At 28.5% G+C, this 25,186-nt stretch carries 20 protein-coding genes and 1 pseudogene; 6 read left to right on the plus strand and 15 right to left on the minus strand.

All coding sequences use genetic code 11. The annotated features are described in order from the left end of the window. Window positions 1-16: 16 nt before the first annotated feature. The 3 genes from ACK2WO_RS10640 to ACK2WO_RS10650 all read right to left on the minus strand — a co-directional run bounded on the left by ACK2WO_RS10640 (window position 17) and on the right by ACK2WO_RS10650 (window position 3,270). Complete coding sequence (locus ACK2WO_RS10640) at window positions 17-1,516, minus strand: NAD(P)H-hydrate dehydratase (protein ID WP_414697821.1); 1,500 nt, start codon at window positions 1,514-1,516, stop codon at window positions 17-19. Between the two features lie 84 nt (window positions 1,517-1,600). After that, complete coding sequence (locus ACK2WO_RS10645; RefSeq protein ID WP_414697822.1) at window positions 1,601-2,599, minus strand: anti-sigma factor domain-containing protein; 999 nt, start codon at window positions 2,597-2,599, stop codon at window positions 1,601-1,603. A gap of 2 nt (window positions 2,600-2,601) precedes the next feature. Further along, entirely contained in the window at window positions 2,602-3,270 is a 669-nt protein-coding gene (locus ACK2WO_RS10650; protein WP_414697823.1) for a sigma factor, read from the minus strand. A 771-nt stretch (window positions 3,271-4,041) separates the two neighbouring features. Between ACK2WO_RS10650 and ACK2WO_RS10655 the strand changes: the two genes are divergently transcribed. The 4 genes from ACK2WO_RS10655 to ACK2WO_RS10670 all read left to right on the plus strand — a co-directional run bounded on the left by ACK2WO_RS10655 (window position 4,042) and on the right by ACK2WO_RS10670 (window position 8,445). After that, entirely contained in the window at window positions 4,042-4,878 is an 837-nt protein-coding gene (locus tag ACK2WO_RS10655) for an ABC transporter permease (RefSeq protein WP_414697824.1), read from the plus strand. 104 nt (window positions 4,879-4,982) lie between these two features. Next, on the plus strand, window positions 4,983-5,738 hold the full coding sequence (locus ACK2WO_RS10660; protein WP_178411937.1) for an ATP-binding cassette domain-containing protein: 756 nt from the start codon (window positions 4,983-4,985) through the stop codon (window positions 5,736-5,738). 121 nt (window positions 5,739-5,859) lie between these two features. Next, a complete protein-coding gene (locus ACK2WO_RS10665; protein WP_414697825.1) occupies window positions 5,860-6,861 on the plus strand; it encodes an ABC transporter substrate-binding protein in 1,002 nt (333 codons plus the stop codon). Between the two features lie 594 nt (window positions 6,862-7,455). Next, a complete protein-coding gene (locus ACK2WO_RS10670) occupies window positions 7,456-8,445 on the plus strand; it encodes an ABC transporter substrate-binding protein (RefSeq protein ID WP_414697826.1) in 990 nt (329 codons plus the stop codon). A 519-nt stretch (window positions 8,446-8,964) separates the two neighbouring features. On the opposite strand, the gene dut is transcribed toward ACK2WO_RS10670, so the two are convergent. Then, window positions 8,965-9,399 carry a dUTP diphosphatase gene (dut, locus tag ACK2WO_RS10675; protein WP_178411677.1) on the minus strand — a complete coding sequence of 145 codons (435 nt, stop codon included), beginning with the start codon at window positions 9,397-9,399 and terminating at the stop codon, window positions 8,965-8,967. 166 nt (window positions 9,400-9,565) lie between these two features. Between dut and ACK2WO_RS10680 the strand changes: the two genes are divergently transcribed. Continuing rightward, window positions 9,566-11,821, plus strand: a complete 2,256-nt coding sequence (locus ACK2WO_RS10680) for a type IA DNA topoisomerase (protein WP_414697827.1) — start codon at window positions 9,566-9,568, stop codon at window positions 11,819-11,821. A gap of 53 nt (window positions 11,822-11,874) precedes the next feature. Here the strand turns inward: ACK2WO_RS10680 and ACK2WO_RS10685 are convergent, their stop codons facing one another. The 11 genes and pseudogenes from ACK2WO_RS10685 to ACK2WO_RS10735 form a co-directional block, all read right to left on the minus strand. Next, entirely contained in the window at window positions 11,875-12,672 is a 798-nt protein-coding gene (locus ACK2WO_RS10685; RefSeq protein ID WP_201416903.1) for a PIG-L family deacetylase, read from the minus strand. Window positions 12,673-12,950: 278 nt separating this feature from the next. Next, window positions 12,951-13,427: an HD domain-containing protein gene (locus tag ACK2WO_RS10690; RefSeq protein WP_243412001.1), complete on the minus strand. Its 477-nt coding sequence runs from the start codon at window positions 13,425-13,427 to the stop codon at window positions 12,951-12,953. A 110-nt stretch (window positions 13,428-13,537) separates the two neighbouring features. Continuing rightward, window positions 13,538-14,395, minus strand: coding sequence for a hypothetical protein (locus ACK2WO_RS10695; protein ID WP_414697828.1), 858 nt, complete (start codon window positions 14,393-14,395; stop codon window positions 13,538-13,540). A gap of 6 nt (window positions 14,396-14,401) precedes the next feature. Next, on the minus strand, window positions 14,402-14,980 hold the full coding sequence (locus ACK2WO_RS10700) for a zf-HC2 domain-containing protein (protein WP_414697829.1): 579 nt from the start codon (window positions 14,978-14,980) through the stop codon (window positions 14,402-14,404). Continuing rightward, on the minus strand, window positions 14,973-15,521 hold the full coding sequence (locus ACK2WO_RS10705; protein ID WP_414697830.1) for an RNA polymerase sigma factor: 549 nt from the start codon (window positions 15,519-15,521) through the stop codon (window positions 14,973-14,975). Before ACK2WO_RS10705 ends, ACK2WO_RS10700 begins: the two co-directional genes overlap by 8 nt. 206 nt (window positions 15,522-15,727) lie before the next feature. Further along, window positions 15,728-16,654, minus strand: a complete 927-nt coding sequence (locus tag ACK2WO_RS10710) for a site-specific integrase (protein ID WP_414697831.1) — start codon at window positions 16,652-16,654, stop codon at window positions 15,728-15,730. 1 nt (window position 16,655) lies between these two features. After that, complete coding sequence (locus ACK2WO_RS10715; protein ID WP_414697832.1) at window positions 16,656-16,949, minus strand: restriction endonuclease subunit S; 294 nt, start codon at window positions 16,947-16,949, stop codon at window positions 16,656-16,658. A 372-nt stretch (window positions 16,950-17,321) separates the two neighbouring features. Then, window positions 17,322-20,483, minus strand: a complete 3,162-nt coding sequence (locus ACK2WO_RS10720; RefSeq protein WP_414697833.1) for a type I restriction endonuclease subunit R — start codon at window positions 20,481-20,483, stop codon at window positions 17,322-17,324. Between the two features lie 15 nt (window positions 20,484-20,498). Further along, a complete protein-coding gene (gene fic, locus ACK2WO_RS10725; RefSeq protein ID WP_178412893.1) occupies window positions 20,499-21,113 on the minus strand; it encodes a protein adenylyltransferase Fic in 615 nt (204 codons plus the stop codon). A gap of 24 nt (window positions 21,114-21,137) precedes the next feature. Beyond that, window positions 21,138-21,635 carry a restriction endonuclease subunit S gene (locus ACK2WO_RS10730; RefSeq protein ID WP_414698748.1) on the minus strand — a complete coding sequence of 166 codons (498 nt, stop codon included), beginning with the start codon at window positions 21,633-21,635 and terminating at the stop codon, window positions 21,138-21,140. Window positions 21,636-21,759: 124 nt separating this feature from the next. Next, a pseudogene (locus ACK2WO_RS10735) lies at window positions 21,760-24,479 on the minus strand (type I restriction-modification system subunit M). A 63-nt stretch (window positions 24,480-24,542) separates the two neighbouring features. Between ACK2WO_RS10735 and ACK2WO_RS10740 the strand changes: the two are divergent. Further along, complete coding sequence (locus ACK2WO_RS10740) at window positions 24,543-25,139, plus strand: restriction endonuclease subunit S (protein ID WP_414697834.1); 597 nt, start codon at window positions 24,543-24,545, stop codon at window positions 25,137-25,139. The last annotated feature ends 47 nt before the right edge of the window (window positions 25,140-25,186 follow it).

A 25,186-nucleotide genomic window follows, 5' to 3' on the forward strand; every position in this document is an offset into this window, starting at 1 on the left:
TTATTTACAATATTTTTTACAATCTTTCAAATTCCTTCATAATATACGGTATTTTTTCTATAATATCACTCGCATTAACAGTATATTTTTCTTCAGCCAGCCTATCTCCTGTATACCCATGAAGGTATGTACCTATTACAGCTGCTTCAAATAAAGGTATATTTTGCCCTGCCAATGATGTTATTATTCCTGTTAAACAGTCTCCCATTCCTCCATTTGCCATTGCGCTATTTCCTGTCATATTTATATATGTAGTATACCCATCTGTTATTACAGTTCTATTTCCTTTTAATAAGACTATAGATTTAAGAGTTCTTGCTGCTTCCTTAGCTGCATCTATCCTATTTTCATTTATATATTCCATAGAAAAACCAGTTATTCTAGAAAGTTCCATAGGATGAGGCGTTATTAAAATATCTCTTTTACTATCTTTTAATATATTTTTATTATTTTTTAAGCAGTTTATTCCGTCTGCATCTATTATAATTGGGCAAGATACTTCTTTTAAAATAGATTCTATTATTTTTAATGTAGTGTTATTGTCTCCCATTCCAGGCCCTATTCCTATAGCATTGCTAGAACATAAAAGTTTTCTAACTCTTTCTTTTTCAGAATAATTAACAGTCATTGCCTCAGTAAAAACTGTGCATAATTTTTCTTGAACATCTGAATCACTTATAAGTGTAACCAAACCACTTCCTGTCTTAACCGCAGACTCAGTAGCTATTTTTGCTGCTCCATAGAAACCTCTACTTCCGGCTACAATACTAACTCTTCCAAAATTTCCCTTATGAGCATTTTTATCTTTTTTATTTATAAACTTAGTAATTTCATTTTTATCAGCTATAAATTCATTATTATGAAATTTATCTTTTATAAATTTAGGCACTCCTATCTCTTCTACAACAACCTTTCCTATATAATCGTCAGCCTTATAATTTAAAAATCCTCTTTTATAAAACTCAAAACTTATAGTTTTAAATGCTTTTACAGCTACTCCCATTATATTTCCAGTATCGCTATCAAGACCTGATGATATATCTATCGCATATATTTTTTTAGAATAATTATTCATAAACTCTATCACATCTGCAAAAATACCGCTCACATCTCTTTTTAGGCCTGTTCCAAATATTGCATCTACACATGCATCTGTATTTTTAAGAGAATTTTCTAAATCTATCTTATTTTTTTCATTTAAAAATTTAAGACTTAGTCCCATATTCTCTAATATTTTAAAATTAATTGAAGAGCATTCTGTTAATTTTTCCCTTTTACCTACTAAGAATATATCTACTTTCTTACCTAATATTGAAAGCTTTCTAGCTATTCCAAGCCCATCGCCACCATTATTTCCTACACCACAAACAACTGTATAAGAGTTATTTTCTTCTATATCCAAGTTTTTTATAGCAGCATTTACTGCATTTTCCATAATCACTATCAGTGGAATTTCTAGCTCTGTTACACAAGCATTATCCATATTTTTAGTAAGGTTAGAAGTTCCTACTAGCATCAAAATCACCAATCTTTCTATTTAAAGTTTATTTATTAATTTTATTTTACCATTTATTCTTAATTATTTTAATCTGTTTAAAAATTAATCTTCATCATCTGAATCATCCTCTTCCTCTTCATGATTATCGTCATTATCATTATCATGATCCCTTTCTTCATGTTCATCATCAACTTCAGAATAATCATCTTTTGTAGACTTTTTATTATTTTTCACTTTAATATTATTAGATTTATTAGTTTTCTCTTTTTTATAATAATCCTCAATATCGTCTATATCATCATCGTCGTCATCTTCATATCCTTCACTTCTATCTTCTAGTTCATCTAAAATTTCTTCTCTTAGATATGCATATTTTCCGTCTTTTAACATCTTATTAAGTTTATCTATTGTCATTCCTTCTATATCGTTTTCTTCTATCATCTTCATAGCTGCATACTCACCCATTGAAATTTCTGCATTTTGGTTCTGTGTTAATTGATTTTTATCAACTCTCACATACATAACATTCAATCCCTTAAATTTCTTACTTATAAGAGCTTTTATTTCTTCCTCATAAGCTATATCCTCAGCATCTTCAAAACAAAGCCCCACTAAAACTCTTCCTGTTTTATTATTTTTAGAATCCTGTTTAATCTGTTTGTAAAGTTGATCTAAAACCATTGAAAAATCGTCATCATCTGAAATATTTAAACTTCCACTTATTAAAGATGTAGAGTTTATATTTTTGTTTTTATCAAGGCTTAGCTCTACACTACTTCCATTTTCATCAAAAGATACAGTTGCATAAGATTTTGGTGCAGATGTATATATAACAGTTCCAACAATAATAGCTATTGCAGCCGCTACAGATACTAATCTTTTATAAATATTAAACTTATTCTTTTTACTTTTTTTACTTTTATCATTAAAGTCTATGACCTTATCTTTAGAATCTATATTATATATGTCTTCTTCTAAAAAATATATCTTATCTCCCAGTTTCATTCCTTCTTTATTTTTTATCCTAAAAAATTCAGATTCGTTAGTAACAACTATCGAATATCTTTCCTTAATTTCGATAATAATCCCTTTATATAACATAATTATCTACCTTTCTTTATCCACAGTTTTAAATTTCTATATCCTCTAAAAAGTATAATTATAACTGTTATAATAAACAATTTACTCTTTCTTATTACCTTTTCGCTAACATCAAATCTATCTGACATATTTTTTATTGGTAATCTCTTTTTCATAAACATGAAATCAGTTATATCTTTTTCTCTACTTGATTTTTCAGATATATCTATAGCTTTTTTTCTAGTATCTTTATGTTTAGGTGCTTCATTTACAAGTTCTTCAAATCCAAATCCAAACTCGTCTATCTCATCTTTTAATTTTTTTATCTCGTCTATTGTAATCTCTCTGTTTAAATCAAAATCCTCGTTATTGTCAGCTGTTTCTAATATATCTATTCCCTTTTCTTTATAATCCTCTATTGATTTATTTTTGCTATTTTTATTTTCTTTTTCAAAGAAATTTTTTAACCTGCTCTCTATAACTAATCTGACAAAAGCATAAAAATCTCCTCGTTTCTCTTTATATTTCTCTATAGCTTCAACAAAAGCTATCATACCTATACTGTATTCATCATCATTTTCTATAGAAACATACCTTCCTGTAAACTTACTTATACAAGAAATTATAAATGGTATATGTTCTTCTATGAATTCCTCAGTTGCTTCAACTTTTATAGTTTTTCCTTCTTCCATAAAATCATATCCCTTTCAATAAATTTTAATTATAAGATAAATTATGCCAATTTATATAATTTTTCGTTTTTACAATTCTTTGAAATATTATTGTTTATTATATAATACAATAGTTTTTCTTAGATTAGGTAAGTTTCTTGTTATATTTAAGTATAAACTCCATTATTTTTTTATAAAAATTTTTAGTTTTTTTACTGCATTCTCAATACCAGTATTTTCAATACTTTCAAAGTTATCATTTTAGACGAAAATATATATAATTTTCTAAAAACTTAAATTAATTTAGTTTTTTGTGTTGACAGAAAAAAATCTCTGAGCTACAATAGGAACCATAGAAAATGAATCACAAAATTTTCAGAAAAATATTTTAAATTTTTTAATTATTAAACTAGAAGAATTATTAAGGAAAAGGAGAGAGCGTTATGAAGACTTTAAAGAATAAACAGAGACGATTTTATTTTAGCCACTATTAGATCGGTTTGTATCGATTCCATGCGAATAGGTACAGGCCGTTAGGATTTTTACGACTGTATCTATGTTGGCTAAGTTTCGATTTGTTTGTTTTGTAAAGTTTTTATAAAATATATCGGCCACATAGAGCGAATACTATGTGGTTTTTTTAATATATTTATATATCAATTGTTTTATATGAATATTTAGGCCGCATAGAAATCTAAACTATGCGGCCTTTATTTTTACATTTTTTTACTTTGAAAGTTTAGTTATTAAAAATAAAAATCAAAAAAGTTTTTAAAAGGAGTGTTTAAATTTATGATTTCAGTAGTTACACAGAGTTTAATTTTAGCAATTATGGCGATTGGGGTATACATTACCTTCAAAATACTAGACTTCCCAGATATGACAGCAGATGGAAGTTACACAATGGGAGCTGCAATATCAGCAGCAGCATTAGTTCGGGGATTAAATCCAATAGTTGGAGTTTTACTTGCAGTAGTTGGAGGAGCTTTAGCAGGAATGGTTACAGGTCTTCTTCACATAAAAGTTAAAATATCTAACCTACTATCAGGAATACTTACAATGGGAATGCTTTACTCAATAAATCTTAGAATAATGGGAAAATCAAACATACCACTATTCACATTCCCTAACTTATTCAAAGGTGATATTCCTCCTGTTGTAATAGCACTTATATTTGTTTTAATAGCAAAAATATTATTAGATTTATTCTTAAAAACAGGACTTGGTTACACTTTAAAAGGTGTTGGAGATAATGAACAGATGATAAAATCTCTTGGAATAAATATAGGAAATATAAAAATATTAGGACTAATGATATCAAACGCTTTAATATCATTATCTGGTGCTCTAATGGCTCAGTTCCAGGGATTCGCAGATGTTACAATGGGAATCGGTACTCTAGTACTTGGTATAGCATCAATAATAATCGGACTTACATTATTCAAAAAAGTTAGAGCTGTTAAAGCTACAACTGCAATACTAATAGGTGCTTTCATCTACCAGTTCACTATTTACTTCGCACTAAACCTAGGAATGCTTTCTACAGACTTAAAACTTATAAGCTCACTTGTAATAGTTGCATTCTTAGCAGTAGGTAATCTTCAGCTAAAGAAAAAAGCCGCAAAATAAATAAAAAAGAAATATAAAAGATTTAATTGAAAATATATAAAACTATTAAATACAGAATAATCAATATTTTTAAATAATTACGATATTAAAAAGGAGAGATAATCATGCTACAGCTAAAAAAAATAACTAAAACCTTCCCAAATCCATGTGGAGATGACAATACAGTTTTAAACAAACTTTCAATAGATATACCAGACGGAGAATTTGTATGTATCGTAGGTAGTAACGGTACTGGTAAATCTACCTTATTAAACATAATCTCAGGATTATTAAAAGAAACATCAGGACAGATTTTATTAGATGGAACAGATATAAGCAATCTTCCTGAACATAAAAAAACTCAAGTAATCAGTAGAGTTTTCCAAAATCCTAGCTTAGGAACTTGTCCTTCAATGACAGTTAGAGAAAATCTTTCTCTAGCATTAAACAAAGGAAAACTTTTAAATCTTAGAAAATGTCTAAGACATACAGACGACACACTTGAATCTTTATTAGAAGGCATTTCTCTTGATTTAAAAAAATTCCTAGACACTCAGGTTCAGTTCCTATCAGGAGGACAGAGACAGTCATTATCACTAATAATGTCTTGTTTAGCAGATCCAAAGGTACTACTACTTGATGAACATACAGCTGCACTAGATCCTAAAACTTCAAATGAGGTAATAGACCTTACAAATGAAATAGTTAGAAAGAAAAATATAACAACACTTATGGTAACTCATAACCTAAAACACGCATTAGAATACGGAGATAGACTTGTTATGCTACATAAAGGCGAAATTGTAATGGATGTTAAAGGTGAAGATAAGAAAAAAATGACTGTTGAGGATATTCTAGAAAAATTCGAATACGCTGTATAAGAAATTTATCAGATTTGATGTTTACCAGACTAAAAGTTTACCAAACTCAAATATTATTAAAAAACTAAAAATTACCAACCAAACTAAACTAAAAAAACACTAAAAAACGGAGGAAACTATTATGAAAATCAACAAAAAATTAATCGCACTTATAACTACAGGAGTTTTATCAGTATCAATGCTTACAGGATGTTCTGGCAGTGGAAAATCTACTTCTTCGGACTCAGTTAAGAAAGTTGGAATAACCCAGCTTGTAGAACATCCATCTCTTGACCAGACTAAAGAAGGATTCATAAAAGCACTAGAAGACAACGGATATAAAGACGGGGAAAATGTAGAAATAGATTATCAAAATGCTCAGAACGACAACCCTACTTCTCAGACAATAGCTAGTAATTTCGTAAATGATAAAAAAGATTTAATCTATGCAATATCTACTCCATCAGCTCAAGCTGCATTCAATGCAACTCAGGAAATACCTGTTCTTTTCACAGCTGTAACAGATCCTATAGAAGCAGGACTTGTAAAATCTTTAGATAATAAAGAAGGAGGAAATGTATCAGGTACATCTGATTTCCTATCAATAGACAAAACAATGTCTTTAGTTGAAAAATTAACTCCACAAGCTAAAAAAATAGCTGTAATCTATTCTACAAGTGAAGTTAATTCTAAGGTTCAGGTAGATTCATTAAAAGAATACGCTAAAACTAAAGGTTGGGAAGTAATAGAAAAAGGAATTAGTGCATCTTCTGAAGTAAATCAGGCTATAACTTCTGTTGTAGGCAAAGCGGATGTTCTTTATGTTCCAACAGACAACCTTGTTGTATCTTCAATGCCTATAATCGCTAAAGTTGCAAACGAGAACAAATTACCTATAATCGCATCTGATGAAGGTTCTGTAACATCTGGAGCCCTTGCTTGTGGTGGAGTTGACTACTATCAGTTAGGATATAAAACTGGTGAAATGGCAGTTCAGATATTAAAAGGTGAAAAACAGCCTTCTGACCTTAAAGTTGAAACAATGGATGAACCTGTTATAACTATGAATGAGGACACTATGAAAACTTTAGGTATAGAAAAGCCAGCTGATATGGATGTTAAACTTGTAAAAACAGAAAACTAGATTTTTTTAATATCAATAAAAGAAAATTAATAAAAAAATAAATTAAAATAATTTTCAAAAAACTCTTGACACTATGTATTTTATATTCTAGAATATAAATAAGTTCAAAAGATAATTAATTTTCAGTAAATTATATCAATTATAAAAAACTGACTTAAAGAACTAATAAACTATAACGAATGAAAAGGAGAAACTATCATGAAAACTAGACTTTATTATTACTGTTATAACCTATATATTTAGAGGCTGTATCTAAACTAACATAATGTACGGATACAGACCTCGGTAAATACAATCCAGGGCTTTGTGTCTGTGCAGGTTATAATAATAAGTCAATTTTATGAAGTTTCAATTACTTATATATAAGCCGCATAGATCGAGAATTATGTGGCTTTCTTTTTTATAGTAATATAATGATTAATAAAAGCCATGTAGTCTTAAACTATATGGCTTTTATTTTTTCCCTGGAATTCGACTAATCAATAAAATATGTTATTAAATATAATTTATAAATCAAATAAACATGCAACTAAAAAATCAATTTTAAAAATCAGAAACTTCAAATATACTAAAAATAATTCGGAGGAAAATAAAATGAAATCAAATAAAAAATTCTTATCTTTAATATTATCTTTAACATTAGGAGCAACATTACTTACAGGCTGCTCAGGTAGTGGTGAATCTTCAGGTTCATCTGATGAAGTAAAAAAAATAGGTATAACTCAGTTAGTTGAACATCCAGCACTTGATCAGGCAAGAGAAGGATTTATAGAAGGACTTAAAGAAAATGGATTTGTAGAAGGAGAAAACCTAGAAGTAGATTTCCAAAATGCTCAGAACGACAACCCTACTTCTCAGACAATAGCTAGCAACTTCGCAAATGATAAAAAAGACTTAATATTTGCTGTATCTACTCCATCTGCTCAGGCTGCACTAAACGCTACTCAGGATATACCAATAGTATTCACAGCAGTTACAGATGCAGTTGAAGCAGGACTTGTAAAAAGTAATGAATCATCAGAAAATAATGTAACAGGTACATCTGATGCTATACCAGTAGATAAATCATTAGAATTAATAAAAAAATTCGTACCAAATGTTAAAACAATAGGCGTTGTTTGCAACACAAGTGAAATAAACTCTAAATTACAGGTAGATGCTTTAAGAAAAGCCGCTGAAAAAGAAGGAATAAAAGTAATAGATAAAGGTGCAACTCAGGCAAATGAAGTTAACCAGGCCGTTGCAGCAGTTGCAAAAGAAGCTGATGTAATATTCACTCCAACAGACAACCTAGTGGCATCTTCAATGCCAATAATAACTAAAGTAGCAACTGAAAACAAAATACCAGTTATAGGTTCTGAAGAAGGACATGTTGAAAACGGAGCACTAGCTTGCAACGGAATAAGTTACAAAGAACTTGGTAAAAAAGCTGGAGAAATGGCAGCTCAGATACTAAAAGGTGAAAAACAGCCTTCTGAATTACCAGTAGCTACACTAGAAGAAACAGAAACAATAATAAACAAAGCAACAATGGAAACACTTGGAATAAAAGATCCTCAGATAGAAAACGCAACATTTAAATAAGAATTAAAAAATGGCTGTTGTAATATTTGCAACAGCCTATTTTTATGTATATAATCGCAATTATTTGCTCTCCAGGCTTCAGCGCCCCACCCATTTATATAACACATTTCAATGCTGTGGGGCGCTTGCAGAATTGTCGATGCAAATTAATTTGCGTTATATACATATAGGCTTATTGCAAATACTACTGCCAGCCATGATTATAATTTTCATATAAAATGTTGAAGTTTTCATATCTGAGGATTTATTCCTACATTAATGCTAGTTCTCTATCGGATTCGGAGCTACAAACAAAATAGTGAATATATTAAAAAGGCTATTTCAAAGATTTTTAAAAGATAATCATCTTTGCTTGAAATCATCAAATTAATCAAAACCGACAATCTGCAAGCGCCTCGTAACATTTAAATGTGTTACAAAAAAGTACGAGGCGCTGAAGCCTGGAGGTGAGATTATTTGTGATTTCAAGCTTTTATAGATTATACTAAAAAATTTGAAATAACCTATTTCTATATATCACTATTTTGTTCCTGTAGATCCGAATCCACCTTCTCCTCTTTCTGAGTCAGTTAATTCTTCTACTTCTACTACATTTACTTCATATATTGGTTTTACAACCATCTGAGCAATTTTCATGTGTTTTTCTACAACAAAAGTTTCTTTACCGTGGTTTATAAGTATTACACCTATTTCTCCTCTATATCCTTCATCTATTGTACCAGGAGTATTTAAAACTGTTATAGAATGTTTTAAAGCTAGTCCACTTCTTGGTCTAACCTGAGCTTCTGTCATGTGAGGAAGCTGTATTGCTATTCCAGTTTTTATTAATCTAGTCTCCCCTGCTGGTATTTCAACTTCAGAAACTGAGTAAAGGTCCATCCCTGCATCACCTTTGTGTGCAAAATTAGGTATTATCGCATCTTCATTTAATTTTTTTATTTTAAGTTCAAACATGTGTTCCCTCCATTATTGATAAATTTCTACATTTATTATATACTAAGTAGGTGCAATTTTGTATATAATTTAAATGTAAAGTTTTATATAATCATTTATAAAATAAATTTTGAGAAATTATAAATAAATTTTTAAATTATAAAATAAGTAAAAAGGTGGCGAGCAGATGAAATTAATACTGGCAGAAAAGCCGTCAGTAGCAAAGACTATAGCCTCTTTCTTAGGTGCTAAAACAAGAAATCAAGGCTATTTTGAGGGAAATGGATATATAGTTACATATGCTGTTGGACATTTAGTTTCCCTTTACGATGTTAAAGACTACGACAAAGAAAAATATTCTGGCTCTTGGAAAATGGAAAACTTCCCTTTCATTCCGCCAGATAAATTTAAATTTAAAGTAGATAAAAGTAAAAGAGATCAGTTTAATGTAATAAAATCTCTTCTAAAAAGAGATGATATTGAATATATAATAAATGCAACAGATAACGATAGAGAGGGAGAACTTATAGCATTTTTAATTTTCTTCCTTATTAAACCTAATATTCCAATAAAAAGAATACTAGTAAACGAATGGACTCCAGAAGATATAACTAGAGGTATGGAAAACCTTAAAGAAAATAATGAAATGTTAAACCTTCAAGCTGCTGGATACACTCGACTTATAACAGATTGGCTAATTGGAATAAATTTCACATCAGTTGCTACTTTAAAATATGGTAACGGAAAAATGCTAAATATTGGTAGGGTTATCCTTCCTACAGTTAAATTAATTTACGATAGAGATATGGAAATAAAGAATTTCGTACCAAAGACATACTACGAAATAGAAGGAACGTTCGGAGCTGCTAATGGAAAATACAAAGGTAAGTACATATATAAAGGAAAAGAAAGTAGAATTGATGATTTAGAAGAATGTAAAAAAATAGTATCTGAAATACAATCAGATAAGGGTACTATAAAAGATAAAAAAGTTACGAATACGAAAGAATACGCTCCAAAGCTATTCTCTCTTACATCTTTACAGGGATATATAACTTCTAAATACGCTCGATTCACATCTGATAAGGTTCTTAGTGTGTGTCAGTCATTATACGAAGGAAAAGGAAAAGGGGGATTTATCACCTATCCTAGAACAGACTCTATCTACTTAGAAGAAAGTTTGGCTTCTAAGGCAGAACAGACATTAAACAGAGTGAAAGAAAACCTTCCTTATAAAGATAAAATCAAATTTACCAAAACTAAGAGAGTTTTTGACTCTTCAAAAGTAGACAGCCACAGTGCCATAATGCCTACTTACATATTGCCAACAGGACTTAATGAAGATGAAATGATTGTCTACAACGCTATAAGAGATAGATTTGTCGCAAACTTCATGCCTCCTGCAGAATTTGAAAATACTGAAATAAAAACAGATGTAGACGGAAAAATCTTCCAGACTAAAGGAAAAGTGCTAAAATCTAAAGGTTATTTAGAAGTATATAATAAAGAAGATAAGAGCGAACTTCTGCCATTCGTCGAAAAAGGAGAAAAAGTAGATGTATTAGGTGTAGCCCCAGTTGAAAAACAGACTACACCACCTAAATCATACACTGAAGATACACTTCTAAAAGCTATGAAAAATTGTGGTAAAAATGTATCAGATGATGACACAACTGTTCTTTCAGGATATTCAATTGGTACTTCAGCAACTAGAGCTGATGTCCTTAAAAAGATAAAAGATGTTGGATATGTTAAAAAGAAAGGAAAATCTTATTATATAACAGAACTAGGTATAAATCTTGTTGAAATCTTCCCTGTTAAAGAGCTTTTAGACGTAGATTTTACTGGTAAACTAGAAAAAAGTTTAAGTGATATTCAAAAGGGAGAATTCTCAAGAAAAGAATATTTAAATAATATATGCTCTTTCATTGTTAGAAGCGTAAATACTATGAAAATGGACTCTAGGAAAAATATAAATCCAGAGCATTATGTATATAGCACTAAGTACAAAAAATATATCAAAGAATCTTCTTTAAAAGCTATGGAAGAAAAAAATAAATCTAATACTAATAAAAGCACAAGTTCTAAAAAAGCTGGTTCAAGCTCAACTAAAGCAATTTCTACAAAATCAAAAGCTAATGATTCTGGAGAAAAACAAAGTTTAGGTAAATGCCCAGTATGTGGTTCTAATGTATATGAATATGAAAAAGGATTCTTCTGTGAGAATTACAAAGAATGTAGATACGGAATCTGGAATGAAGATCAATGTTTTAAAAAGTTTAAAAAGAAGCCTAATAAAACTATGGTAAAATCATTGCTAAAAAAAGGTGAAGCTAAAGTAAAATCATTCACTGATGCAAATGGAAATAAGTTTGATGCTATAGTTAAATATCAAAAAAATCCAGCCAATGGCACTTATGGTTGGATAATAGAAAGAATATAATTATATTACAAATAAAATCAAAGGCGATTGAAAATTTTCAATCGCCTTATTCTTTAATAAACGCTCAATACTGATGTATAATTAGGATCTTTATATAAATTGTCGAAATATGAGTGAGCAGATGTATATCCTATTCCTAATTTCCCTTTATTTACATCTATAGTCTTATACTGATTTATAGCCTTCTTAGCTTTATCTCTTTCCTCTTCAGTTTCTGATTTATAGTATTCTCTTTTTTCTTCAGGTATGTCTTTTACATATTTTGGTTTCATAAAATATCTAGCATCCTTTATCTTATGCTCATCTCTCAATCTTTTTAAAACTTCTCCATTTTTTCTATGCATTATATGGTCATCGTATTTATAATGATGAGCTATATGAGTAACACTACCTAATTCTTGTTCAAATTTCAATATAGTCTTTTCCATAAGTTCATAATGAGTTCCCAACTTATTATCCTCATCGGCTAGTATTATTATATTCTTATCTTTGACACCTAATTCTTGTAAAGCTGCTTTAAATTCATTATTTCTAAGTTTTTCCTTTTCTTTTCTAGGAATTTTTGTAAATATAGGATTTCTTGTAAAAACATTTACTCCTGATCCATCTGAAACTAATACAATATATACATTATCAGCTCCACGCTCCTCTATAGCTTTAGTAATTGCACTGACACCCCATAAAATTTCATCATCTTGATGTTGAGGATAAAACACAACATTCTCATTAAATTCTTTATTTTTTATCTTTGTAGTATCAATATCTTGTGCAATTAATGTAGTTCCAGTTATTCCAATTATTAATAATAAAAACAAACTAAAAATTATTTTTATACTATTATTTTTTTTCATACCTATCACCCCTAAATATATTTTCTCAAATCATATAAAAATTTTATATGTTCCGATACTAACATAGTTTTTTCCCAAAATCTATCATATTACCAGCTTTGTTGTTAATTTGTTACATTTTAAATTTATTTTTTAATAAATTTAATCCTTCTGTTACTTTTTGATAGATTTGTTTATTTTTGTATTTTAATGATATCATATTTAAATCATACTTTTTGATTTTATGCCTGAATGGTATAAAAAATGGTGTGAATGGTATTTATATTATTCAATTTTATCTAAGATACAACTTTTTTCTTTATAATATTATAAATATTCTTATATCGAGGCTCTACCGTTTCTTTTATAGCACAGATTTTATCTGCCATACAAACTAACCATGCTTCTTTTGTTTTAGGTGGTATAGGTGTAAGCGGAAACATATGCTTCTTGATTATATCTTCTTCTATTTCTGAAATATAAAAATCTCTCATAGCATTTTTTAGAGATTTCATTGGATGGAAAAAACCATGCCATTTATGACTATCATCTTTTTCATGCCAATCATATAAAAAATAATCGTGAAGCAACGCACCTCTGATAAGTGCTTCTTCGTCTACATCTATATTAAATTTCTCAGCAAGCTCTAAACTTTTTTTAGCAACTAGTACACTGTGTTCATATACAGAAACATCCCCATGCTGAATGAAATTTTTAGTTTCTTTAAATCTACCTTTCTCCTCTAATATTTGTATCATATCGTTTATTTTTTTCATAAGCATACCCCCTTTGTTCATACTCATATTAACACTTTTTCCTTAATTATCTCTAAAGTTTTTATAAAAAATAATTAATTATTGTAAACTTATTTTGAATTATTTTCTAATTATTTTTCATCTACTTCTTTTTCTTGTTCTAGCTTTTCTTTATCTAATTTTGCATAATACTCTTTAGCTTCCCTATCTGCTTTTTTAACTTTTTCAACTAAATCATCTTTATAAATATCATCGTAATTAAAGTTTATTATATTTAATTCAACTTTAGGCACACTGCCTGTTTCTGTTTTGCTATGTCTTAAAGTCAAATCTATAGCTCTAAAAGGAGCACCTGCCTCATCAAACTCTTCTCTGACATACTTTAAAATATTTGCTGCATTTTTAGGACTAATATCGTCAGTTTCAACATAAATAATTATATGACCTGCTGATTTTCCTAATTCTCTAATATCATAAAGCTTATCTATCTCTAAACTCTCTTGCACCATAGCATACTCTGGTATATCATCATCTTCACTTTCATAATCTATACTATTTTTTGTACGTATTTCTAGCATTCCATAGTATATATCACCTTTATATTTAAGCATTATCTTTTCTAAAATAGGATCAGTTAATTTTCTATATTCATCGTTTAACCTATCTGCAGTATTGTATCCATCAGTTATACTAGCATAATCATCATATTCTAGTTTTCCAAACATATTAATACTCAAATTAAACTTACTATCTATGCTACTTAGTGAGCTTATTTTAGCATGATAATATCCATCTTTAAAACTGTAAACAACATCATCTATCTGATAATCCTTATTTTTATACTTTGTTTTTAATATTTCCTCGGCAGTATTTTGAGCAAGCATCTTTGAAACTGGATTTCCCATAAATGCATTTGCAAATACAGCAAGTACTACAATCATCAGTATCGCAACAACAACCGCTAATCTTTTCCAAAACTTTTTACTCATATTCATCTACTCCTTTCTCAATCCAAAATGTAGTAGTCCTGCAATTATAGTTCCAATAATTGCAAATAAAGAGTATACAGAACCCCACATAACCATTGACATAATATCTAAATGCTCTACTCCCCTTAAAAATCCTATTCCATTGATTATAAAATTGCTTATTACAATGATACAAGGCACTGTATATGCAGCTTTCCAACGAAATAAATAATATCCAAATGCTCCAATTATTGGCATAATGAACGAATTTAAAAACATTTCCTCACTAGCTGTCAAACTAAGCCCAAAGAAAATACCAAACATAATTATCATACCCAAATATTTGTTTATTTTCTTTTCAACCTTTTTAGCTGCTTTATCTATGTTTATTGACTGAGAGTTTAGCTGTTGAGATTTTATTTGTTGAGGAGTATTATTATTTTCTGTAATACTTTTGTTATTTATATACATTTCATCATATATTTTTTTACAATCTTCACAATCTGAAATATGATTCATCACAGCTGTTACACTATCCTCACTTGCTACACCATCCCGAACAAGTGGCATTAAATCCATACAAATATCACAAGTAATTTTAGTCATTTTTAAATCCCTCCCTCTCCAATATTTTCTTTAATTTGTTTTTAGTTCTAAAGAACACTACTCTCGCTGAGCTTTCAGAAATATTGCATATTGTTGCAATTTCAACATATGAGTATCCATCTATTCTCATATTGAATATTTTTCTACTTAGCTCTGATTCTGATTCAAGTATTTCTGATATGGTTCTTTTTAATTCTTTATAAAAAATTTCTTCATTTACATTTTCTGATGAATTATTTTTGTTTCCTGTTGTATTTTTATTAATTTCTAAAAAATTATAATCGTATAAATCATGTAAGCTTTCTGTTTTTATTTGATTTGATTTTTTTCTTAAATATGTATACCATTTATGTCTTGCAATGGGGAATAGCCATGTTTTTATGTCCGATTCTCCTCTAAATGTAGCTATTGATTTTACCACTTCGACGAATACTTCTGATGTTATTTCTTCTGAAACGGAAGTATCTCGACAAAGGCTGTATATGTATTTGTAGATGTCTTTGTAGTATTGGTTGAATAGTTCTTGGATAAGCTCTTTCATCGGGATTCCTCCTTTCATTAGATTAGTCGTTTTGTAGGTGGCTTTTGTTACAAGATTTTAGAATTTTTTTGTTTTTTATTTAATATTATCACAACATTAATAAAGTTAGTAAAATATTTTATAAATTAAAAGAGCACTGATTTTAATGTTTATCAATGCTCTTTCTCCTTATAAAACTTCATCAACGTAAGCCTTTATATTAAATATTAATTTAAGCCAGATAATGATCTCATTACAATATCAATATCTTTATTTTCTAATTCTTGTATTATATGAAGATATGTCTTTTGAGTTGTTGTCATACTTGAATGACCTAATCTCCTAGCCACACTTGCTATTGATACACCAGCAAACAATAATAATGATGCATGTGTATGTCTTAACCCATGAATTGTTATCTCTGGAATATTTGCTTTTTTGCAATATCTACTTAAAACTGAATTAACTGTCGAATTATATACATTTCCTTTTACAAATATTGGTTCATTTTCAGGAAGTCCCTTTAACAACTCAGAAAATTGTATAACTGTTTTCCAATCTATTTGTATTTTTCTTACAGATGATTTATTCTTTGTTGGCATAAATCCACCCTCGCCTTTATAGTCCCAAGTTTTATTTATTGAAAGCATCTGGTGTTCAAAGTCAAAATCTTTTGGAGTTAATCCTAAAGCCTCTGAAAATCTCATTCCTGTTTTAGCAACTAATAATATAAGCCATTCCCAACTAACTTCTTGCTTTAATTCTAAAGAAGTTAAAAGCATATGAAGTTCAAACTGGTTTAGATATTTTCTTTTTTTCTCTGATGGAGTTTTTCCCTTTATAATAGCTTTTCTAGTTGGGTCTCTTTCTATTAAACCATCATCTACTGCATCCAATATAGCTCCTTTTAGTTGATGGTGAAAATCCATAGTTGTTTGTCTTTCATGATATTCTGCATATTTATTTAATATCTCTTGATATTCTATTCTGTTAAGCTCACATACTTTTAATTCTGGTGCTAATCGTTTTAACCACTTCAAAGTCATCATATATTTATCAAGGGTAACTTTTCTTATTGCCCCCATTTTATATACTCTAATCCATTTTTCGTAGTATTCATAAAATAATTCTGTGTTCCGCTGCTGCTTTGACATTTTAATTTCCTCCATTTCCAAAAATCGGCTTACGTTGATGAAGGACGATAAGGCTATCTAATTGTTTTAAAAATTCTCCTACTTTCTTTTGCTCATATAAATCCTTAGGATGTTTTAATTCTAATTTAAAAAAATCATCTGCAGAAATATTTAATAAACCATGATTTCTTGCTCCTTCAGCTGCACATTCAGAAATATGTTTATACCAATTATCTGTATTAAAATAATATAGTAAATAATTAGAATTTATATATTTTTTATCTATAGAAAAAATTATATATAAAGTAGATAACACACCTTTATCATAATAATCTAATCTTTTTACTACCCCGTATGGATAACCATCAGAATAACTTTTATTATATGCAAATTCTCCATTTTTTATAAGAAAATAATTACTAACATCTCTACTAGCAACTCTATTATTAAAAAAAGTAATTTGATCTACTAATCCATACTGAGCAGATATAGTTAAAGGTAGTTTTGATTCTAAATTAATATTTTTTCTCGTTATACGTTCAGATAAATCAAATAACTTATGCTGTTCCCAAGATATACAAAAAAGCTAATGATTCAATTATTTCGTCATTAGCTTTTTATAAAATTTCTTATTAAATTTTTAATATATATTTCAATTTTGATTAATTATTTCAATTTAAGAGCAACTTTAAATATCAAAGCCGCCAGAAAGTATAAATTCTCTCAAAACATTATTTAGTTTAATGTTTACCTTTGGTGGAGATAGCTTATTTCCTTCTCTTTTTTCTAAAAAATCTTTTGCTTGTTTTTTATCTACAGTATTCTTTAGATTATCAAATCTATTAAATTCATTTATATTACTCTCATTTAAATTTAAATCCATTATATCTCTAAGCATTTTTTCATCTAAACCAAGCGCCATTGAAAATCTATGAACTCTATCATCCTGAGATTTAAACTGATATTCATTTATATAATCCCTTAGGCTTTTATTCTCTTCAACAATCACATCTCCTCGCTGTATATCGTTGATTAAAATATTAGCAAATTTCTGTTCTTCCTGAGATAATATAGCAAAAGTTTTATGTAACTCTTCTAAAGCTTGCTCTATAGTTTCTTTTTTGCCATTATATAAAGCTTTTAAATATTTTTCAAACTTACTCTGCATATAATCAGAATCTATCATACCGGTATGTACCTCTGTTAAATACCCCTCCAAATCATAAACAATATCGTCATCTTTTGTAACATCATTTCCAGAGCTACCTCCTGGAGGTGTATCTTTTTTCAGTTCTGAATATCTCTGTAGTAAAGCTACATAATCACTTTCTTCAATTACAGAAATTACTGGCTCTGGCTTCTCATCACCTTCTTCAACTTCTACTAAATATTCTTTTTTATCCCATCTAAAATCCTGAACCTTTGCTACTTCAAGATAATCATTCAATTCTTTAAATAATTTTGCAAACTTAGCTCTAGACTCAGCTTTTTCTGGCAATTTTTCAAAGTTACCTACTCCATCAGTTTTGAAAAGATATTCAATATCCTTAAAAACTTCGTTCATTTTTCTAACATTATAATCTATCTTTTCAACAAATAGCCCTAATGGTTTATTTCCAGAGTATAATTCTATTGCTTTTTCTATATTATCTTCCATTCTGTGTGGTCTTCTGTAATATCTTATAATTCCACAAGGTTTTTCATGACCAAATAGTCTGTTTGTTCTTGAAAATGCCTGAATTATATTTTCATATTCTATTACCTTATCAAGATATAAAGTATTTATCCATTTTGAATCGAATCCAGTAAGCATCTGATCAACAACAATCAATAAATCTAACTGCTTTCTTCTGTCAGCTTCTATTCCTTTATAATATTCTTTATGTGCTAACCTTAAAGCAACATCTTTTTTAAACTTAGCATGAGTTGGAATATCAAAATTCTGGTCATATAATTCATTATAGTCATCCAATATTTCAACTAATCCTTCTCTTTTTATAGTTGCTCCATCATTGTTATCTATATGCGGATCAAATAAACAAGTTACTTTTATTTCTGGTATTTCTTTTTTTACAAGTTTATAATAATCTATTGCTTCTGGAATACTACTTGTAGCAAATATTGCATGGAATTTTCCTTTACTTAATTTAAAGAAATTGTTTTTTATATCCTCTACTACCTTATTTTGATGTTCTTTTGTCTTATACTGAGCATTTGGTACATAGTCTTCTATTCCCTTTTTATCTCCATATTGAGATTCATCATCTTTCGCTATCATACCAACTTCAGATGGAGTAATATATTTATAATATATATCCTCTTTTTTCTTATTTCCCAATACATCTGATACAGAATTAGCTTTTGCTTTTTCTAAAGCTACAACCTCTCTAAGTTCTGAATCTTTAAAAGTCATAACTTTATTAACATCAAATCCTAAAACATTCTTATCCCTTATACCATCAGAGATACTGTATCTATGTAGCTCATCTCCAAATACACTAGTTGTTGTGCTACTTTTTTTCTGATTTTCCTCATGTATTGGTGTTCCTGTAAATCCAAAGAAAATAGCATTAGGGAATGTTTCTTTTATAGTGAGTAACATCTTACCAAAAGTAGACCTATGTGCTTCATCCACTATGAAAACCACTCTTTTTTTATTTATCAACTCTAAATCACGAAGATTCAATCCACCATTTTCTTCCTGTATTTTGCTCATTTTCTGTATAGAAGTTACTATTAGTGTGTCTCTATAATCATCACTCTTTAATTTAGTTATTAAAACTCTTGTGTCCTCTGTTTCTTGTACATATTCCCTATCATCTGCAAAACTTCTATACTCTTTTAATGATTGAGTACCTAGCTCTATTCTATCCGTTAAGAATACAACTTTATCTGCATCATTTGAATTTGCAATTAGTTGAGCAGATTTAAAACTTGTCATAGTCTTTCCTGACCCTGTAGTATGCCAGATATATCCTCCTCTTTGTTTTGCTTCTCCCCATTTTATCTTCGAAACTTTGTCAGATATAGCATTAGCTGCATAATACTGATAACTTCTAAGTACCTTTAATATACCATCTGAATCATCTGCAATAGTATAAAATCCTATTAACTGATGAGCCATTGGTATTGAAAGTAATTTTGATGTAAAATCTTTCCAGTTATCAATTCGCTCATTATTAAAATCCGCCCAATGAAAATAATAATCTGAATTAAATTTTCCATCTCTTCCAGGATTCGCAAAATAAACACTTTCTTCTGGAGTCATTGCTACAAAAATTTGAACTAAAGAGAATAATCCTGTAAATACAGCTTCTTCTGAATATTTTTTTATTTGATTACATGCATAACTTAAAGGTACACCGTTCTTTTTTAATTCTATATGTATAACAGGCATACCATTTATCAATAGAGTTATATCTCCTCTTCTATCATTTAAGTATTTCGATTTACTAGAAAATCTCGGTTGTTGAGCAATTTGGTATCTACTTTGTCCTGCTGCTATCTCTTGCCTATCATAAATTTTTAAACTTATTTCTTTTCCAAAATGATTTTTATCATTTTCATTATCTCTTTTTATTTCTATTGTTTTTCCATTTATTAATCCATTTAAGTTTAATGGTGTTCTAAGTTCATTTATTTTATCAATAATTTGATCCATTTCACTTCTTGTCAATGGATATTCATCTAGTCTATCTATACTTTTATTATTTTCGTATAAAATATCTGCCCAGTTTTGAATTAAGTCATCTTCTGTGTAATTTTTAAGTACTTTTTCTTCCCAACCATGCTTTTGTAGTATTTTTATTAAAGCTTCTTCAAATTCGGCTTCTGTTCTAAATACATCCATAATATATCACCTTTATTAATAATTTTTTATTTCTGATGTTTTATAAACATTATACCCTTCATAATAATAACTTGCATCTATTCCCTTCATATAAATATCTCTGTCATTTATTTTATCTGTAAGTGCATTTTTTAACACAAATTTTATTTCTATATCTCTTATTGGACTTCTTTCCATAGCTAAAAGATAGTCTTCTTTATCAATTTTGCTCCAATCAATAACTTTTCCCAGCTCTTTTTTCAATATCAAATCCAACCATATTCTCATACTTCTTCCATTTCCTTCTCTAAAAGGATGAGCTATATTCATTTCAACATATTTTTCTATTATTTCATCATATGTAGATTGTGGCATTTTATCTATGTACTTTATTGAGTTTTCAAGATACATTAATGGTGCAAATCTAAAATTTCCTTTTGCTATATTTACCTCTCTTAGTTTTCCTGCAAAATTATATATTTCTGAGAATAGGATTTCATGTATTTTAGATAGGCTTGCAAATTTTCCTATTTCATCTTCTAATATGTTATTTTTTTCAAATATTTCTATTGCTTTTTTCTTACTTATTTCCTCTTCTATTCGAGCTAATTCTGAGGAATCAGTTATGCCTAATTTATTTTCTAAGGTCATTTTGATACTCCTTTAATTTTTTTGTTATACAAACATTTTTTCTAGACAAGCTTTCTTTATATTTTTAAGTTTTTCTAGTTTCCGCTGATGAAGAGAGATAAGGTTGTCTATATTTATAAATAATTTAGATATTTCTTCTCGTTCTATTTTAGATGATGGAATTTTTATCTCTATATCAGCCATAACATTATTCATAAGTTTTGGATTTCCAACATATGACACATACCCTTTTGAAACATTATTTAATGCTTCCGCAATCATTTTATTTGTTTTTATTTTATTTGAAAGTAAAACACCACAAACATTAGTGCAATAAAACTTTCCCTCTCTATAATTTACGGTTCCTGCATTAGCTCCATCTGTTGTCCAAGTTATAGCATTTTCATATAAATAATCTTTATAGTATCCCATTAATCCATTATCTTTTGTTTGAGATGAGTATACTGGATAAAAATTTTCTTTGGTTTGTTTTTTTTCAGTCATGTTACTTGGTAGTACATAACCACGAGTTATTTTAAAGATTTCATATACCTTATGCTGTTACTTGGTACGTACATAACCACGAGTTATTTTAAAGATTTCATATACCTTATGCTGTTCCCAATCATCATTAAATCCCTTGAATCGAATTTTTGGTCTTTTATCATTATTTCAGCCCTTTCATATCAAATTCATTTCCTTCTAGTTCATCAATCATCTCACATAGTATACTTTCAGTTTCTTTTATTTCAGATTCAATTCCAAAATATGTTTGCTTATACTTATCTGATATAGATTCAACCTTAGAAACTAGTTCATTTACTATACTATCAGTTAATTTGAATAATTCATTTACTAAGTTTTTAATCCATTTAACTTCTAAAAGATATTTTATCTGACTTTCAGAAAGATTCTCTATTGTTTCTTTTGTTAAACTTATTAAATCAGCTTCTTCTGTTTTTATATTTTTCTTAAGTTCCGCTTCTTCTTCTATTAAAGAGCATACTCTTTTTACCTTATATTCAAATGTTTCTTCTTCAAACTCAAAATTATTTTGTATCTCAGAAAGATAATTTTGTATCTCTTTCTTAGGATAAGTAGTATCCTTATTCTGCTGCATTTTGCTCCATTCTACATTATTACTACATTTTATATAATTAACTTTTTCATCTTTTTTAGCTTTTCTTTCAAGCAACTCTAAATATCCTTTTAATTCTTTTACTTCATCCGTATCTATATCTAAGCAAATTTCTTTATATTTATCTTTTACATTTTTACTTGCAAATGCATCTCCTGCATCATTTAATATATCTGACTCTTTTTCTTCTTCATCTAAAGAATCAAATATCTCCTGTTTTTCTGAATCTATTTCGTTTAATCTATCTTTTTTGGTTTTTAATTTAGTATAATCATCAAATAATATTGTTTCTTGTACAATTTCAAAAGGAATTACTCTTCCTAACCAACCTTCTTGTACTTCTGTTTCTTTTCCATCTTTATTTTTTACTACCATATTAGGATCTACTTTTTTTATTGATTCTTTTCCCTCAGTCTGTATAATTTCTAAATCAGTAGCTATCTTAGTCCACTCGTTGTCTAATATCTGATATGCATTATACTTATCTATTATTTCAAATTTTTCTAAGCGATTAAATATATCTTCACTTATTATTTCTTCCTCTTTAGATATATTTATATCATCCATGTTTTCAATAAGTTCTGTTTTAAGATATTCATCAAATGATTCAAATGCTATTTTAAAGTTTTCTTTGAAATTTTTTATATCTTCATTTTCTTTTATATATTTTTTTATATCTTCATTTACTAACTCTACATAAGGCGTATCTGTTTTTGTAAATAAATTTTCCTTTAATTCAGGAAATGCCTTCCAGTATTTTTCTAATTCATCTATTTCAGATTTTGGTATTCCACCAAACATAGATGCATATATATCCCAACTCTCTGCTTTTTCTGATGAATCTACATATCTTGGTATATTTAGATTATATTCATTTTTTCTTATTTCTTCTCTTGATACTTTTTTAGAATATTTTTCTATTGTTTCTCTATTTTTTATTGTATCTACTATTTTTCTTATATCTGATGCTCTTAGTTTGTTGTTTTTACCTTCTTTTTCAAAGCCTTTTGATGCATCTATTATAAGAACATCTGTATTTTCTCTTTTTTGTTTTAATATCATTATTATAGTAGGTATACCAGTTCCAAAGAATATATTAGCTGGCAGTCCTATTATTGCATCTATATTATTATTTTCTATAAGATTTTTTCTTATTTCTCCTTCTTCTCCACCTCTAAATAGTACACCGTGTGGTAATACTATCGCCATTAGTCCATCTGGTTTTTATGATATAAATCATGTAATAAAAATGCATAATCTGCTTTTCCTTTTGGTGCTAGACCATATCTAGAATAACGTGGGTCATTGCCTCTTCCATCAGGATTCCATTTCTGAGAATATGGTGGATTAGATACAACAGCATCAACATATAATGGCTCATTATTTAATTTTTCATCTATAGGCCAGTCTTCTTCTAATGTATCCGCGTTTCTAACTACTATATTATCTACATTTATTCCTCTCATTATAAGATTCATACGAGTTAAGTTATATGTATTTTGTTTTAATTCTTGTGCATAATATTTTATATTTCCATGAGTGTTCATATGTTTTGATACACATTTACCTATGTTTATCAATAATGATCCAGAACCACTTGTAGGGTCATAAATCTTTATTTCTTTTCTATCACTTAAATGTTCTGCTACTATTTCAGACATTAGTAATGATACCTCATGAGGAGTATAGAATTCTCCAGCTTTTTTACCTGCATTTGCTGCAAACATACCTATAAGATACTCATATATAAATCCTAAAACATCATAATCCTGTTTTCCATCCATTGGTATATCTTTTATTAGAACTAATAAATCACTTATTGCCTTTGTCTGTTGTCCTGCATTGCTTCCTAATTTACTAAGACCTGTTTCTAATGTTGTAAATATTCCTTCAAACACTTTTTTATGTGTATTAGATATTAAACGAGAGAATGCCCGTAGTGCATCCCTTACATTAGATACATCAAACTGATTTCCTTTTTCTAACCAAGTTGAGAATAGATTTTCATAAGCTATAAAGTATCCTAAATTTTGCTGTATATATTCCATAGTCTCAGAATCTTCTTCTGTTAGATTTTCTATATCTTCCTGTTCAAATTCATTTTCCTTTAAGAATCTTATTTCTCTTTCTGATAGATATTTGTAGAATATAAATCCTAATATGTAATCTTTGTACTCATTTGCTTCTATTTTCGAACGCATTTTGTTTGCTGATTCCCATATTTTATTGGCTAATTGTTGCTTATTCATGCTATTTATCCTCTTTTCTTTATACTGTGTTTTGTATGTTGAATTTTTTTAGTTTTATTATTTTTGTTATATATTTTATGTACCTTTAAAATAAAACATACACTTAAATTATATCATTTTATTTATTTTTTTGCTACAACTTGGGAACAGCATAAGTTATTTGATTTATCTGAACGTATAACGAGAAAAAATATTAATTTAGAATCAAAACTACCTTTAACTATATCTGCTCAGTATGGATTAGTAGATCAAATTACTTTTTTTAATAATAGAGTTGCTAGTAGAGATGTTAGTAATTATTTTCTTATAAAAAATGGAGAATTTGCATATAATAAAAGTTATTCTGATGGTTATCCATACGGGGTAGTAAAAAGATTAGATTATTATGATAAAGGTGTGTTATCTACTTTATATATAATTTTTTCTATAGATAAAAAATATATAAATTCTAATTATTTACTATATTATTTTAATACAGATAATTGGTATAAACATATTTCTGAATGTGCAGCTGAAGGAGCAAGAAATCATGGTTTATTAAATATTTCTGCAGATGATTTTTTTAAATTAGAATTAAAACATCCTAAGGATTTATATGAGCAAAAGAAAGTAGGAGAATTTTTAAAACAATTAGATAGCCTTATCGTCCTTCATCAGTAGTTGTTATTATTTTTTTCGAAATATACCACACTATTTACAACATATAT

This window comes from Peptacetobacter sp. AB845 (assembly GCF_047528295.1).
In the GTDB taxonomy this organism is placed as follows: Bacteria; Bacillota; Clostridia; order Peptostreptococcales; family Peptostreptococcaceae; genus Peptacetobacter.

What these genes read in the sequence shown, in the direction of transcription:
- ACK2WO_RS10640 (WP_414697821.1), bottom strand. Translation starts at nt 1,516, where the DNA reads ATGCTAGTAGGAACTTCTAACCTTACTAAAAATATGGATAATGCTTGT.
- ACK2WO_RS10645 (WP_414697822.1), bottom strand. Translation starts at nt 2,599, where the DNA reads ATGTTATATAAAGGGATTATTATCGAAATTAAGGAAAGATATTCGATA.
- ACK2WO_RS10650 (WP_414697823.1), bottom strand. Translation starts at nt 3,270, where the DNA reads ATGGAAGAAGGAAAAACTATAAAAGTTGAAGCAACTGAGGAATTCATA.
- ACK2WO_RS10655 (WP_414697824.1), top strand. Translation starts at nt 4,042, where the DNA reads ATGATTTCAGTAGTTACACAGAGTTTAATTTTAGCAATTATGGCGATT.
- ACK2WO_RS10660 (WP_178411937.1), top strand. Translation starts at nt 4,983, where the DNA reads ATGCTACAGCTAAAAAAAATAACTAAAACCTTCCCAAATCCATGTGGA.
- ACK2WO_RS10665 (WP_414697825.1), top strand. Translation starts at nt 5,860, where the DNA reads ATGAAAATCAACAAAAAATTAATCGCACTTATAACTACAGGAGTTTTA.
- ACK2WO_RS10670 (WP_414697826.1), top strand. Translation starts at nt 7,456, where the DNA reads ATGAAATCAAATAAAAAATTCTTATCTTTAATATTATCTTTAACATTA.
- dut (WP_178411677.1), bottom strand. Translation starts at nt 9,399, where the DNA reads ATGTTTGAACTTAAAATAAAAAAATTAAATGAAGATGCGATAATACCT.
- ACK2WO_RS10680 (WP_414697827.1), top strand. Translation starts at nt 9,566, where the DNA reads ATGAAATTAATACTGGCAGAAAAGCCGTCAGTAGCAAAGACTATAGCC.
- ACK2WO_RS10685 (WP_201416903.1), bottom strand. Translation starts at nt 12,672, where the DNA reads ATGAAAAAAAATAATAGTATAAAAATAATTTTTAGTTTGTTTTTATTA.
- ACK2WO_RS10690 (WP_243412001.1), bottom strand. Translation starts at nt 13,427, where the DNA reads ATGAAAAAAATAAACGATATGATACAAATATTAGAGGAGAAAGGTAGA.
- ACK2WO_RS10695 (WP_414697828.1), bottom strand. Translation starts at nt 14,395, where the DNA reads ATGAGTAAAAAGTTTTGGAAAAGATTAGCGGTTGTTGTTGCGATACTG.
- ACK2WO_RS10700 (WP_414697829.1), bottom strand. Translation starts at nt 14,980, where the DNA reads ATGACTAAAATTACTTGTGATATTTGTATGGATTTAATGCCACTTGTT.
- ACK2WO_RS10705 (WP_414697830.1), bottom strand. Translation starts at nt 15,521, where the DNA reads ATGAAAGAGCTTATCCAAGAACTATTCAACCAATACTACAAAGACATC.
- ACK2WO_RS10710 (WP_414697831.1), bottom strand. Translation starts at nt 16,654, where the DNA reads ATGTCAAAGCAGCAGCGGAACACAGAATTATTTTATGAATACTACGAA.
- ACK2WO_RS10720 (WP_414697833.1), bottom strand. Translation starts at nt 20,483, where the DNA reads ATGGATGTATTTAGAACAGAAGCCGAATTTGAAGAAGCTTTAATAAAA.
- fic (WP_178412893.1), bottom strand. Translation starts at nt 21,113, where the DNA reads ATGACCTTAGAAAATAAATTAGGCATAACTGATTCCTCAGAATTAGCT.